Source organism: Streptomyces sp. NPDC008139 (assembly GCF_042957025.1).
Taxonomy (GTDB): Bacteria; Actinomycetota; Actinomycetes; order Streptomycetales; family Streptomycetaceae; genus Actinacidiphila.
In genome coordinates, this window is record NZ_JBIBHM010000008.1 from 1 (window position 1) to 13,452 (window position 13,452).

Below are 13,452 nucleotides of genomic sequence, written 5' to 3' on the forward strand. Positions count from 1 at the left end.
TGTGAGTTCCTGGTGGGCCAGGACGGCACGATCTCGTTCCTGGAGGTCAACACCCGGCTCCAGGTGGAGCACCCGGTCACCGAGGAGGTCTCGGGTATCGATCTGGTGCGGGAGATGTTCCGGATCGCCGACGGTGAGGCGCTGGGCTATGACGACCCGGTGCTGCGCGGTCATTCGGTGGAGTTCCGGATCAACGGTGAGGATCCGGGGCGGGGTTTCCTGCCCGCGCCGGGCACGGTGACGCGTTTCGACGCGCCGACGGGTCCGGGGGTGCGGCTGGACGCGGGCGTGGAGTCCGGCAGTGTGATCGGTCCGGCGTGGGATTCGCTGCTGGCCAAGCTGATCGTGACCGGTGCGACGCGTGAGCAGGCGTTGCAGCGTGCGGCGCGGGCGCTGGGCGAGTTCACGGTGGAGGGGATGGCGACCGCGATCCCCTTCCACCGGGCGGTCGTCGCCGATCCGGCGTTCGCGCCGACGGACGGGAGTGCGTTCACGGTGCACACGCGGTGGATCGAGACGGAGTTCGACAACACGATCCCGCCGTTCGTGGGCGCGGTCGTGGACGAGGACGACGCCCCGGGCCGGGAGACCGTGGTGGTGGAGGTCGGCGGGAAGCGCCTGGAGGTGTCGCTGCCGGCGTCGCTGGGGATGACGCTGGCGCGGACGGCGGCTGCGGGGGGTGCCAAGCCCAAGCGGCGGACGGCGGCGAAGGCGGGTGCGGCGGTCTCGGGGGACGCGCTGCCCTCGCCGATGCAGGGCACGATCGTGAAGGTCGCGGTCGAGGAGGGCCAGCAGGTCACCGCGGGTGACCTGATCGTGGTCCTGGAGGCCATGAAGATGGAACAGCCTCTGAACGCCCACCGGTCGGGCACCGTCATCGGTCTCAAGGCCGAAGTCGGCACCTCCGTCTCCTCCGGCGCCGTCATCTGCGAAATCAAGGACTGACACCGCAGCACGCACGAAGGCGGTACGGCAGCGGCCGTACGTACGAAACGCCGGTGGGGCCGGTCACGACGACCGGCCCCACCGGCGTTCGCGCGCCGATCAACGCGCGCGGCTCCGTACCGTCAACGCGTCACCGTCAACACAGCCCCGTCAACACGGCACCGCGTCGGCGCGGCAGCTTCCAACGTGTCACCCGTCGACGCGTCACCGTCAGCGCAGGGACACCGGTTTCGGGCTGCGCAGCGCCAGGACCAGGGCGACGGACAGGGCGGTGAAGACCGCGGCGGCGGTGAAGGCGGCGGTGGCGCCGTGGATGAACGGCTCGCTGTGCGCGTGGCGCGAGACGGTGCCGAACACCGTGACCAGGATGGACAGTCCGAGGCTGCCGCCGACCTGCTGCATCGTCTGGAGCAGCCCGGACGCGGAGCCCGCCTCCTTCGGCTCGACGCCGGAGAGGATGAAGGTGTTGAGCGGCATCATCGTGAAGCCGACGCCGACACCGATCAGGATCAGCGGGCCGAGGATGCCGCCCGCGTACCCGTCGGACGCGTTGAGCGTGGAGAGCCAGATCGTACCGCCGACGTTGAACAGACCACCGGTGGCGGCGACGCGCTTGGCGCCGAAGCGGGCGAGAGCGCGCGGGGCGAGGCGGGCGGCGACGAACAGCGGTCCGGCCAGCGGCAGGAAGGCGAAGCCGGTCCGCAGCGGGCTGTAGTGCAGATACGTCTGGAGGTACTGGGTCGAGAAGTAGAACACGCCGAACATCCCGGCGGGGACGAGCAGCATGATCCCGTACGCCAGCGCGCGGTTGCGGTCGAGGAAGAGCCGCAGCACGACCAGCGGGCGCTCGACGCGGGTCTCGTTGATCAGGAACGACACGAGCAGGGCGGCGGCGATGACGAAGCTGGTCAGGGCGCGGGAGTCGGTCCAGTGGCTCTCGCCGACGCGGATGAAGGCGTAGACCAGGGAGGCCATGCCGAGCGTGCCGGTCAGGGCGCCCGCGATGTCGAACCGGCCGCCGGGGTGCCGCTCGGTCTCCTTGATGTAGCGCGGGGCGAGCAGCACGATGGCCAGGCCCACGGGGACGTTGACGAAGAAGACCCAGCGCCAGGAGCCCCAGTCGGTGAGCATGCCGCCGACGGTGAGGCCGATCGCGGAACCGGCGCCGGAGATCGCGGAGAAGACGCTCAGCGCGCGGTTGCGTTCCGAGCCCTCGGAGAACGAGGTGGCGATCAGCGCCAGGGTGCTGGGCGCGGCCAGCGCGGCGGCGGCGCCTTGCAGGCCGCGGGCGATGAGCAGAGTGGTGGAGTCGTTGGCGACGCCGCCGGCGACGGAGGCGAGGGTGAAGGCGCCGACGCCCCACATCAGCGCCCTGCGGCGGCCGATCAGGTCGCCTATCCGGCTGCCGAGCAGCAGCAGGCCGCCGAAGGCGAGCGTGTAGACGTTCAGCACCCAGGACATGCCGGTGGGCGAGAAGCCGAGATGGGTGCCGATGCCCGGCAGCGCGACATTCACCACGGTGGCGTCGAGCAGCAGCATGAGCTGCGTGCCGACGATGGCCACGAGGGCGATGAACGGGCGCCCACGGGCGGGGGACGGAGTGCGGGATGCGGTGGAGAGCGCGCGCACTGCGGGTGTGGACATGCTGAGTAAGCCTCCAGCGGAGAGCAATAAACGGAGGGTTCCTCCGTTAACTATACGGAGACAGCCTCCGGTTCTACAATCGCTTTTGGGCGGGCTTTGACCAACGATGGGTTCCGGCGAGCCGCGGGCACGGGTGGCGTGGGCGTGGTCAGCCATGGACGTGGGCCCGCCGCGGGTACGGGCGAGCCGTGAGGACCGGCACTTCAGGAGGCATGACGCCATGCGGGCAGACGCGCAGCGCAATTACGACCGGCTGCTGGAAGAGGCCGCCCATGCCTTCTTCGTGCACGGCACCGACGTCGCCCTGGAGGACATCGCGCGGCAGGCCGGGGTGGGCATCGGCACGCTGTACCGCCACTTCCCCGACCGCTACACCCTGATGAACACCGTCTTCGAGCGGGAGCTGGTGAAGCTCAACGCGCGCGCGCAAGAACTGCTGGAGGAGCCGGACCCGGTCGACGCGCTCACCAAGTGGCTCTACGCGGTCGCCGTGCACTCCACCGCGTACCGCGGCCTCGCCAAGGCCATCATGTCCGCGCCGGACGCGAAGATGCCCGCGTGCAAGGCGCTGCTGCGCTCGTCGGGCGAGGCGCTGCTGCGGCGCGCGCAGGACGCGGGCGAGATCAGGTCGGACGCCACCATGTCCGACCTGCTCAAGCTGATCAACGCGATCGTGCTGACCGCGGAGAACAACCGGGAGGACAAGGGGCTGTTCGCCCGCCTGATGACGCTGACGCTGGACGGCCTGCGGACCCGGCAGGACACCGGCCGCGGGGCCGTGGAGGACACCGGCCGCGGAGCCGTGAGGGAGACGGCCGCGGAGCCGGTCTAGGAAGCTCGGGCAGCAGAGATCTCCAGTGGCGGAGGTCTCCAGTCGCGCCGATCTCCAGTGGCGGAGACTCCGGTAGCGGGGAGCTCCGGTGAGTGGAGAGCTCTCTGGTGAGCGGGGAGCTCCGGTGAGTGGAGAGCTCTCTGGTGAGCGGGGAGCTCCGGTGGGCGGGGAGCCCTAGCGACGGCGGACGTCCGCCAGCCGCGGGGTGGGCTCGGTGCCACCACCGCCGGCCAGCGGCTGGCCGCCACCGGGCAGCGGCTGGGCGCTGCGCAGGGGCTGGGGCCGCCGGGGTCCTGGCAGGGGCTGGTCGTGGCGCGGACGTCCGGCGGCGATGGCGTCCGCGCCGGTCAGCGGCGCCACGGTGATCTGCACGCCGCGGTCGGCGAGCGCCTGGAGTTCTGTACCGGCCCGCTCGTCGCCGCCGGGCGGCTCGTCGGTGACCAGGTGGGTGATGAGGTCGGTGGGCACGGTCTGGAACATCGTGTCGGTGCCGAGCTTGGTGTGGTCGGCGAGGACGACGACCTCGGCGGCGGACTGCACCAGCGCCCGGTCCACGCTCGCGGAGAGCATGTTGGACGTGGACAGGCCGCGTTCGGCGGTCAGGCCCGCGCCGGACAGGAAGGCGCGGGAGACCCGCAGCCCTTGGAGGGACTGCTCGGCGCCGCTGCCCACCAGGCCGTAGTTCGACCCGCGCAGCGTGCCGCCGGTCATCACCACCTCGACCCGGTTGGCGTGCGCCAACGCCTGTGCGACCAGCAGGGAGTTGGTGACCACGGTCAGTCCCGGCACCCGCGCGAGCCGACGGGCCAGCTCCTGCGTGGTGGTCCCCGCGCCGACGACGATGGCCTCGCCCTCGTCCACGAGATCGGCGGCGAGTTCGGCGATGGCCGACTTCTCCGCGGTCGCTAGATGGGATTTCTGCGGGAAACCGGACTCCCTGGTGAAGCCACCGGGCAGGACCGCACCGCCGTGCCGGCGGTCCAGCAGTCCTTCGGCCTCCAACGCCCGCACGTCGCGGCGCACGGTCACTTCTGAGGTCTGGACGACACGGGCGAGTTCACGGAGCGAGACCGCCCCGTTCGCCCGCACCATTTCGAGGATCAATTGGCGACGTTCTGCAGCGAACACGAAACCGACAGTAACGCCAACGTCCGTCGGCTTTCAGCACTTTGCACCAGATGCCGGAAGTCATGCACAAAAGAGACCGGCAAGTGCTATACGCCGACCATGCGTTCGCAAACGGCGCCTTTCCGGATGACGCGAGGGGCCGTCAGCCCAGATCCGCCTCGGCCGCCTTGCGGGTGTGCAACTGCCGTGCCACCTCGGCCACCGAGCCGGACAGCGACGGGTACACGGTGAAGGCGTTGGCGATCTGCTCGACCGTCAGATTGTTGTCGACGGCGATCGAGATGGGGTGGATCAGCTCGCTGGCCTTGGGCGCGACCACCACTCCCCCGACCACGATGCCCGTGCCGGGACGGCAGAACAGCTTCACGAAGCCGTCCCTGATGCCCTGCATCTTGGCCCGCGGATTGCGCAGCAGCGGCAGCTTGACGACATTGGCCACGATCCGCTTGTTGTCCACGTCGGCCTGCGTGTAGCCGACGGTGGCGATCTCCGGGTCGGTGAAGACGTTCGAGGAGACCGTCTTGAGGTTGAGCGGGGCCACCGCGTCGCCGAGGAAGTGGTACATCGCGATCCGGCCCTGCATGGCCGCGACCGACGCGAGCGCGAAGATCCCGGTCACGTCACCGGCCGCGTACACGCCGGGCGCGCTCGTCCGCGACACCTTGTCGGTCCAGATGTGACCGGAGTCGGTCAGCTTCACGCCCGACTCCTCCAGGCCCATGCCCGAGGTGTTCGGGATCGCGCCGACCGCCATCAGGCAGTGCGTGCCCGTGATCACCCGGCCGTCGGCCAGCGCGACCTCGACCCGGTCGCCGATCCGCTTGACGGACTGGGCGCGGGAGCGGGCCATCACGTTCATGCCGCGGCGCCGGAAGACGTCCTCCAGTACGGCGGCGGCGTCCGGGTCCTCGCCGGGCAGCACCCGGTCGCGGGACGACACGAGCGTCACCGTGGAGCCGAGCGCCTGGTACGCGCCCGCGAACTCCGCGCCGGTCACACCGGAGCCGACCACGATCAGTTCCTCGGGCAGCTCGTCCAGGTCGTAGACCTGCGTCCAGTTGAGGATCCGCTCGCCGTCGGGCAGCGCGTCCTCCAGTTCGCGCGGGCGCGCGCCGGTCGCCACGAGCACCGCGTCGGCGGTCAGCCGCTCGGTCGTGCCGTCCGCGGCCTCGACCACCACGCAGCGGCTGCCGTCGGCGGCGGTCTGACAGCCGTCGAGCCGTCCCCGCCCGCGCATCACCCGGGCGCCGGCCCGTGTCACGGACGCGGTGATGTCGTGCGACTGCGCGAGCGCCAGGCGCTTCACGCGTCGGTTGACCTTGCCCAGGTCCACCCCGACGACGCGCGCCGCGCGCTCCAGCGGCGGGGTGTCGTCGGCGACGATGATGCCGAGCTCCTCGTACGACGAATCGAACGTCGTCATCACCTCGGCGGTGGCGATGAGGGTCTTGGACGGTACGCAGTCGGTCAGCACCGACGCCCCGCCCAGGCCGTCGCAGTCCACGACGGTCACCTCCGCGCCGAGCTGCGCCGCCACCAGGGCAGCTTCGTAGCCGCCGGGTCCGCCTCCGATGATCACGATCCTTGTCACGTACCCCATTGTCCCGCACGCGCCAAGTGTTCTCCGCCAGGGGGCACGCTTGTCCGATCCGGGCGCCGCCGCCCGCCGTCCGGACACCCCGAAACGGCGTGCGGCCGTCCGCCGCGCGTGCTCCCGTACTCTCGTGGTCATGTCGCTCTACGCCGCCTACGCCAGCAACCTCGACGCGCGGCTGATGACCCGCCGCGCCCCGCACTCCCCCCTGCGCGGCACCGGCTGGCTCGACGGCTGGCGGCTCACCTTCGGCGGCGAACAGATGGGGTGGGAGGGCGCGCTCGCCACGCTCGTGGAGGACCAGGACAGCCAGGTCTTCGTCGGGCTGTACGACATCGCGCCCGTCGACGAGGAGTCGCTCGACCGCTGGGAGGGTGTGCCGCTCGGTCTCTACCGGCGGGCCACCGTCCGCGTCCACACGCTCGACGGGGAGGTCGCGTCCTGGCTCTACGTGCTCAACGACTACGAGGGCGGGCTGCCCTCCGCGCGCTACCTCGGTGAGCTGGCCGACGCCGCCGAGTCCGCCGGTGCCCCTCATGACTACGTCATGTCCCTCCGCAAGAGGCCCTGCTAGCGCCTGCGGCGCCTTGGCCTTTTCCGCCTGTGCCTTTTTGCCCGCCCGCCCACCCGTGCGGGTGTTTTCTTCGTCTGCGGGTGCCGCTTGTGCCTGGTCGGTGCCGGTCCGGGGTACCTCCTCGAAATGCGGCTGCCTGGTGCCTGTGTATCCGGCACCGTTCCTGTCACCGCATTTCTGCGGGGGCACCCCGGCCCGTCCCCTCCCGGTACGTCGGCGTCCGCCCGCCGGTGGGGGTGCCGGGGTGGGTGTCCAAGACCGTGAGGGCGCCCCGAGCGTCCTCCGCCCAGGGGGCTGGGGGGTGGCACCCTCACACGGTCCGAGGGTGGACGGGTGTCCAAGACCGTGAGGGCGCCCCGAGCGTCCTCCGCCCAAGGGGCTTGGGGGTGGCACCCTCACACGATCCGAGGGTGGACGGGTGTCCAAGACCGTGAGGGCGCCCCGAGCGTCCTCCGCCCAAGGGGCTGGGGGCCCCTCGGACGGCCCGCGGGCAGACGGGTGCCAAAGACAGATGGCCTCCGCCGATCCCCACGGTGGAGGAACAGCCGGGCCCCCTCACCGGTCATTGACACCTCCCCCAGCCACAGCGAACAGGCAAACGCCGACGTACCCGAGCCCACCCCAGCGGGTCGACAGCGGCACAGGGCCCGCACCCCACCAGCCCCTCCCCGGCAACCCCACCGGACCGTCGGACGCCGACGTATCCGAGCCCACCCACCCCCTCCCACCCACCCCGGCGGGTCGACAGCGGCACAGGAGCCGCACCCCACCCCCCTCCCGGCCACCCCCCTGGCCAGGCGGACGCCGACGTACCCGAGCCCACCCCCCTCTCCCCACCCACCCCCACCGGACCGTCGGACGCCGACGTACCGGAAGGGGACGGGCCGGGGTGCCCCCGCAGAAATGCGGTGACAAGAAGGGTGCCGGATGCACGGGACCAGGTAGCCGCATTTCGAGGAGGTACCCCGGACCGGCACCGACCCACGCACAAGCGGCACCCGCAGACGAAGAAAACACCCGCACGGGTGGGCGGGCGGGCAAAAACCGGCTCCTGTCGGAGGAGCCGCACTTCGTAAGCTCAGGGCACCGTCTACGCGCGTAGGCCGAGACAGGTTACCCTCATGCGCGTGAACGCTTCTGTGAATGCCGACCCCTACGCCGCGGCCGACGCCGCCGCCGCCCGCCTGCGCGAGCTGACCGGCGCCGAGACCCACGACGTCGCCCTGGTGATGGGCTCGGGCTGGGTGCCCGCGGCCGACGAGCTGGGCGTGGCGGACTGTGAGCTGTCGATCACCGACCTGCCGGGCTTCCCGGCCCCGGCGGTGGAGGGCCACTCGGGCAAACTCCGCTCCGTGCGGATCGGCGGAGTGCGCGCCCTGGTCTTCCTGGGCCGTACGCACCTGTACGAGGGCCGGGGCGTCTCCAGCGTCGTGCACGGAGTGCGCACGGCGGTGGCGGCCGGCTGCAAGACGGTGGTGCTCACCAACGGCTGCGGCGGCCTGCGCCCCGGTTACCTGCCGGGCCAGCCGGTACTGATCAGCGACCACATCAACATGACGGCGACCTCGCCGATAGTGGGCGCGAATTTCGTCGACCTCACCGACCTGTACTCGCCGCGGCTGCGGACGCTGTGCCGCGAGGTCGACCCGACCCTGGAGGAGGGCGTCTACGTCCAGCTTCCCGGGCCGCACTACGAGACCCCGGCGGAGATCGGGATGGTGCGGGCGATCGGCGGCGACCTGGTCGGGATGTCGACCACGCTTGAGGCCATCGCGGCCCGCGAGGCCGGCGCCGAGGTGCTGGGCATCTCGCTGGTCACGAACCTGGCCGCGGGCATGACCGGCGCGCCGCTCAACCACGAGGAAGTGCTGGAGGCGGGCCGCGAGTCCGCGACCCGGATGGGTTCGCTGCTCGGGCGCGTCCTCGGACGTCTGTAGGCACGTGGAGCCCGCGGGCGCGTAAAGCCGGGTGGACGGGCGGGGTAGTACGTAAAACTGACCCTGCCGGTGAAAACCGGCCCTGCCGCCCCGCGCGGCGGCATCGGCTGGAGGGGCGGGCCCTGGCGGCCCGGACCCACGTGGAACGGAGAGCGGCATGGCGGGCGGAAACGGCGGGCGTGAGCTGGTGGAGCGCGCGCGCCAGTGGCTGGCGGAGGACCCGGACCCGGACACCCGCGAGGAGCTGGCGGGCGTCCTGGAGGCCGCGCAGGCGGGCCCGGACGACCCGCGCGGCGCGCAGGCGCTCGCGGATCTGGCGGACCGTTTCAGCGGCACGCTCCAGTTCGGCACCGCGGGCCTGCGCGGCGAGCTGGGCGCCGGGCCGATGCGGATGAACCGCGCAGTGGTGATCAGGGCCGCCGCGGGCCTGGCCGCGTATCTCGGGGAGCGCACCGAGGACGGCCTGGTCGTGGTCGGCTACGACGCCCGGCACAAGTCGTACGACTTCGCGCGCGACACCGTGGCCGTGATGGTGGGTGCCGGGCTGCGCGCCGCGCTGCTGCCCTCGCCGCTGCCGACGCCCGTACTGGCTTACACCATCAGGCACTTGGGCGCCGCGGCCGGGGTGATGGTGACCGCCAGCCACAATCCGCCGCAGGACAACGGCTACAAGGTCTATCTGGGCGACGGCTCGCAGATCGTGCCCCCGGCCGACGCGGAGATCGCCGAACGGATCGCCGCGGTGGGCGCGTTGGCCGATGTGCCGCTGGCGGCGGGCGGTTGGCGGGTGCTCGGCCCCGACGTGGTGGAGGCGTATCTGACCCGCGCGGCGGGCGTGGTCGCCGAGGGCGGCGCGCGCGATGTGTCGGTGGTCTACACGCCGATGCACGGAGTGGGCCTGCGGACGCTGATGGCGGCCTTCTCCCGCGCCGGTTTCCCCGCGCCGACGCCCGTGTCCGAACAGGCCGAGCCCGACCCGGACTTCCCCACCGTGGCCTTCCCGAACCCGGAGGAGCCGGGGGCGATGGACCTGGCCTTCAAGTGCGCCCAGTCCGTCGGCCCCGACGTCGTCATCGCCAACGACCCGGACGCCGACCGCTGCGCCGTCGCCGTACCCGACCGCGACTCCCCCGCGGGCTGGCGGACGCTGCGCGGCGACGAGTTGGGCGCGCTGCTCGCGGTGCACCTGGTGCGTACGGGCGCGGCGGTGGCCGGGCGCGACACGTTCGCGGCGAGCATCGTCTCGTCGTCGCTGCTGTCGAGGATCGCGGCGGGCGCGGGCCTGGCGTACCGGGACACGCTGACCGGCTTCAAGTGGATCGCCCGCGTCGAGGGCCTGCGGTACGGGTACGAGGAGGCGCTGGGCTACTGCGTCGACCCGGAGGGCGTACGCGACAAGGACGGCATCACGGCGGCGCTGCTGATCGCCGAACTGGCCGCGACCCTCAAGCAGCACTCGCGCACGCTCACCGACCTGCTGGACGACATCGCGCTCGACCACGGTCTGCACGCCACCGACCAGCTCTCGGCGCGGGTCGCCGACCTCTCGCTGATCGCGGACGCCATGGCCCGGCTGCGCGATCGGCCGCCGGCCGCGCTCGCGGGCCTGGCGGTGACGTCGGCGGACGATCTGGCCGAGGGCAGCGAGCAGTTGCCGCCGACGGACGGGCTGCGCTACCACCTGGCGGGCGCCGGGACCGTCGAGTCGGCGCGGGTGGTCGTCCGGCCGAGCGGTACCGAGCCGAAGCTGAAGTGCTACCTGGAGGTCGTGGTGCCGGTCGCCTCGGCCGCCGATCTGGGCGCGGCGCGGCGTACGGCCGACGAGGTGATGGCCGCGCTGAAGGCGGATGTGGCGTCGGCGGCGGGTATTTGACGGTGCGTCACATCGCTTGCGGGTCGGGCCCGTTCAGTCGCGGGTCAGATAGCTGAAGCCGGTGTCCGGGCCCACGCAGGTCTGGAGGGTGAGGTCGCCCCAGTAGAGGCCGTTGTCGGGGCCGCCCCTGCCGGGGTTGATGTAGGTGGCGTAGACGTGGAAGGCCAGCGTGCCCTTCGGGGTGTCCAGGGTGACGCGGGTGCCGACCGGCAGCGGGGCGAGCTTGTCGTAGCCGCAGTAGTCGTGGCCGACGATGACGGAGGTCCGCATCTCGTAGCCGTCGGAGAGCGCCGGATCGGGTCCCGCGAACAGCACGGCCGCCCCGCACGCGTCGATGGTGGACTGGTCGCCGCGCACGACGGGCCGTGACCAGTCGCCGATCCGCAACACCGTGGTGCCGGGCGGGTATTGACGCTCGGCGGCGGCCTTCTTCGGCGCGGCGGGTGCGCCACGGGACGGGTTCGGCCCCGGCCGGGCCGCCGCCGTGGCGGGCGGCGGCGCGCTCGTAAGTGAGGGGGCGGCGGATGCCCCGGCTCCCTTCGTGCCCTTGGCGGCCTTGGCCTTCCCGGTCGGCGGCGGGAAGGCCGGTGGGGTGCTCGCGGCCGGATCGGCGTACGGATGCGGCCGGTTGGCGTCCCCGGCCGGTGACGCGGCGGACGGGTCGGGCGCGGTGGGCGCGGTGGACCCGGCGGGCGCGGACGGCCGCTGTACGGGGACGCGCGTACGGTCCGCGGCGGCCGGTGGGGGGTGCGCCGCCGGGTGGGCGCACGAGGTCAGGGCCGCGGCCAGCGCGGTGGCCACGGACACGGCCAGCAGCGCGGGTGCGTACGGGCGGCGCCGGGGGCTGCGCGGAGGTCGCACGGGCCGCCGCCGCTCAGCCGAACCGGCCGTTGACGTAGTCCGACGTGCGTGGGTCCTGTGGGCGGTTGAACATGTCGTCGGTCGGGCCGTGCTCCACGATGACGCCGGGCGTGCCCTGTTCGGCGAGGAAGAAGGCGCAGGAGTCCGAGACACGGGCAGCCTGCTGCATGTTGTGGGTGACGATGACGATGGTCACGTCGTCGGACAGCTCCCCGATGGTCTGCTCGATGCGCCGCGTGGAGGTCGGGTCGAGCGCGGAGCACGGCTCGTCCATCAGCAGCACGCGCGGCCGTACCGCCAATGACCGTGCGATGCACAGGCGTTGCTGCTGCCCGCCGGAGAGCGCGCCGCCGGGCTGCCGCAGCCGGTCGCGTACTTCCTTCCACAGACCGGCCTTGGTCAGGCACTCCTCGACCAGGTCGTCGCGCTCGCCGCGCCCGGCCTTGACGCCGTTCATCTTCAGTCCGGCCAGCACGTTGTCGTAGATCGACATCGCGGGGAACGGGTTCGGCTTCTGGAACACCATGCCGATCTCGCGGCGGGCGTGGGTGATCCGGCGGCCCCGGTCGTAGATGTCCTCGCCGTCGAGCAGGACCTGCCCGGCGAGCGAGGCGGTGCCGATCAGTTCGTGCATGCGGTTGAGGATGCGCAGGAAGGTGGACTTGCCGCAGCCGGAGGGGCCGATCAGCGCGGTGACGCGCTGCGCGGGCATGGTGAGCGACACCCGGTCGAGCACCTTGTGGTCGCCGAACCAGGCCGACACCTCACGGGCGTCGAGGGTCGCGGAACGGGAGGCGGAGCGGGGGCCGCCGCCGGTCGGCGGGTCGCCGGGGACGGGCGGCAGTACGACGGTCTCGTCAGTCGCTGACATCGTGTTCCTCATATGCGTCGGGTATGCGTCGGGGCGGTTCGTGGCGGGCTCGGTCCGAAAGCGGCTCAAGCGGTCAGGTCCCAGGTGGTCCCGTACCAGGCGGTCCGGTCCCGAGAGGTCCGGCCCCCAGCACGCCGGTCCCAAGTACGCCGTTCTCACAGCAGGTTGGGCAGCAGGCGGGTGGCCTCACCGGACAGGGCGACCACGACGGCGGCGAGCACCGGGACCGCGCAGATCCACGTCTGCCAGCGCCCCCAGCGCCGGTAGGTCCAGGTGACGGCGACGGCGACGAGCAGCAGCCCCTGCGTCCACAGCAGGATCGGCAGCCAGGCGGCCGGGTCACCGGCCAGCGGCTGCTCGGCCGCCGAGATGCCGCCGCCCGCCGCCGGGCCCGGCTGGACGTCGCTGACCAGTTCCGCGTCCACCCGCAGCACACCGTGCGGGGTGTAGAGGCCGCCGGTCGCGGTCATCAGGATCAGCCGGCCCTGTCCGGTGCCGGGCAGCGCCGGCGCCGGGTCGCCCGCGTGCCGCACCCCGGTCACCTGGTAGCGCTGCTGGCCCTGGCCCGTCGTGACGGTGATCGGGTCCCCGGCCTTCAGCTCGTCGATGTGGTTGAACGGGCTGCCGTACCCCCACTGACGGCCCATCACGATGCTGGTGCCCGGCTGGCCCGGCAGCGGGGTGTCCCTGCGGTGCCCCGGACCCGACCTGAGCACACCGGACGTCGTGCCCTGGAAGACGACCTCCTTGAGGCCGATCGCCTTGATGTGCAGCACCGCGACCGGCGAACCCAGCGGCACGGGCTCACCCTTGTCGTCCAGGCGGCCCACCGGGGCCGTGCCCTTGGCGAGTTGGGCGCGCAGATCGGCGTAGCCGGTCTGCTGGGCGCGGGCGTGCTCGACGTGGCCGAGCAGCGTGAGATTGACGACGAATCCGAGCAGCAGCGCGGCCAGCAGGGTCAGCGCCGCGCCCGGAATGACCAACCAGGCGGACGGCCGCTGTTCGGCCGCCCGCCCTTTCTGCGGCTCGGCCGGTTCCGGCGGCGGCCCGGCGGCCTCGCGGGACGGTGACAGTACGGCCACGGGTGGCGCTCCTTCGCGTGCGTGCGTTTCGCTGACGTGCTCGGACGGGGGGGGCGGCGCCGCAATCTCGTACGGGGCCCCGACAGCTGTCGTACGGACCGGTCGTAGCGG

General features: G+C 72.2%; 11 protein-coding genes. 5 read left to right on the top strand and 6 right to left on the bottom strand.

From position 1 onward, the window contains the following. The coding region (locus ACFZBB_RS17895; protein ID WP_391123253.1) for a biotin/lipoyl-containing protein at positions 1–945 on the top strand (945 nt) is incomplete at its 5' end. A 210-nt stretch (positions 946–1,155) separates the two neighbouring features. On the opposite strand, the gene ACFZBB_RS17900 is transcribed toward ACFZBB_RS17895, so the two are convergent. Continuing rightward, entirely contained in the window at positions 1,156–2,589 is a 1,434-nt protein-coding gene (locus ACFZBB_RS17900; protein WP_391123256.1) for a DHA2 family efflux MFS transporter permease subunit, read from the bottom strand. A 220-nt stretch (positions 2,590–2,809) separates the two neighbouring features. Here ACFZBB_RS17900 and ACFZBB_RS17905 point away from each other — a divergent pair, with 220 nt between their 5' ends. Continuing rightward, positions 2,810–3,421: a TetR family transcriptional regulator gene (locus ACFZBB_RS17905; protein ID WP_391123260.1), complete on the top strand. Its 612-nt coding sequence runs from the start codon at positions 2,810–2,812 to the stop codon at positions 3,419–3,421. A gap of 174 nt (positions 3,422–3,595) precedes the next feature. On the opposite strand, the gene ACFZBB_RS17910 is transcribed toward ACFZBB_RS17905, so the two are convergent. Both ACFZBB_RS17910 and ACFZBB_RS17915 read right to left on the bottom strand, forming a co-directional pair. Next, on the bottom strand, positions 3,596–4,513 hold the full coding sequence (locus ACFZBB_RS17910) for a DeoR family transcriptional regulator (protein ID WP_391123938.1): 918 nt from the start codon (positions 4,511–4,513) through the stop codon (positions 3,596–3,598). 178 nt (positions 4,514–4,691) lie between these two features. Further along, positions 4,692–6,149 carry an NAD(P)H-quinone dehydrogenase gene (locus tag ACFZBB_RS17915; RefSeq protein WP_188280915.1) on the bottom strand — a complete coding sequence of 486 codons (1,458 nt, stop codon included), beginning with the start codon at positions 6,147–6,149 and terminating at the stop codon, positions 4,692–4,694. 130 nt (positions 6,150–6,279) lie between these two features. On the opposite strand from ACFZBB_RS17915, the gene ACFZBB_RS17920 reads away from it, so the two are divergent. The 3 genes from ACFZBB_RS17920 to ACFZBB_RS17930 all read left to right on the top strand — a co-directional run bounded on the left by ACFZBB_RS17920 (position 6,280) and on the right by ACFZBB_RS17930 (position 10,527). Further along, positions 6,280–6,717, top strand: a complete 438-nt coding sequence (locus ACFZBB_RS17920; RefSeq protein WP_391123263.1) for a gamma-glutamylcyclotransferase — start codon at positions 6,280–6,282, stop codon at positions 6,715–6,717. A gap of 1,121 nt (positions 6,718–7,838) precedes the next feature. Next, entirely contained in the window at positions 7,839–8,654 is an 816-nt protein-coding gene (locus ACFZBB_RS17925; RefSeq protein WP_391123266.1) for a purine-nucleoside phosphorylase, read from the top strand. Positions 8,655–8,811: 157 nt separating this feature from the next. After that, the gene (locus tag ACFZBB_RS17930) at positions 8,812–10,527 is read left to right on the top strand and encodes a phospho-sugar mutase (RefSeq protein WP_391123269.1); all 1,716 of its coding nucleotides are present in this window, start codon (positions 8,812–8,814) and stop codon (positions 10,525–10,527) included. Between the two features lie 33 nt (positions 10,528–10,560). Here the strand turns inward: ACFZBB_RS17930 and ACFZBB_RS17935 are convergent, their stop codons facing one another. The 3 genes from ACFZBB_RS17935 to ACFZBB_RS17945 form a co-directional block, all read right to left on the bottom strand. Then, positions 10,561–11,388, bottom strand: coding sequence for a hypothetical protein (locus tag ACFZBB_RS17935; protein ID WP_391123272.1), 828 nt, complete (start codon positions 11,386–11,388; stop codon positions 10,561–10,563). A 13-nt stretch (positions 11,389–11,401) separates the two neighbouring features. Next, the gene (locus ACFZBB_RS17940; RefSeq protein ID WP_391123275.1) at positions 11,402–12,259 is read right to left on the bottom strand and encodes an ATP-binding cassette domain-containing protein; all 858 of its coding nucleotides are present in this window, start codon (positions 12,257–12,259) and stop codon (positions 11,402–11,404) included. Positions 12,260–12,414: 155 nt separating this feature from the next. Next, the gene (locus ACFZBB_RS17945) at positions 12,415–13,341 is read right to left on the bottom strand and encodes a sortase domain-bontaining protein (RefSeq protein ID WP_391123278.1); all 927 of its coding nucleotides are present in this window, start codon (positions 13,339–13,341) and stop codon (positions 12,415–12,417) included. Positions 13,342–13,452: the final 111 nt, after the last annotated feature.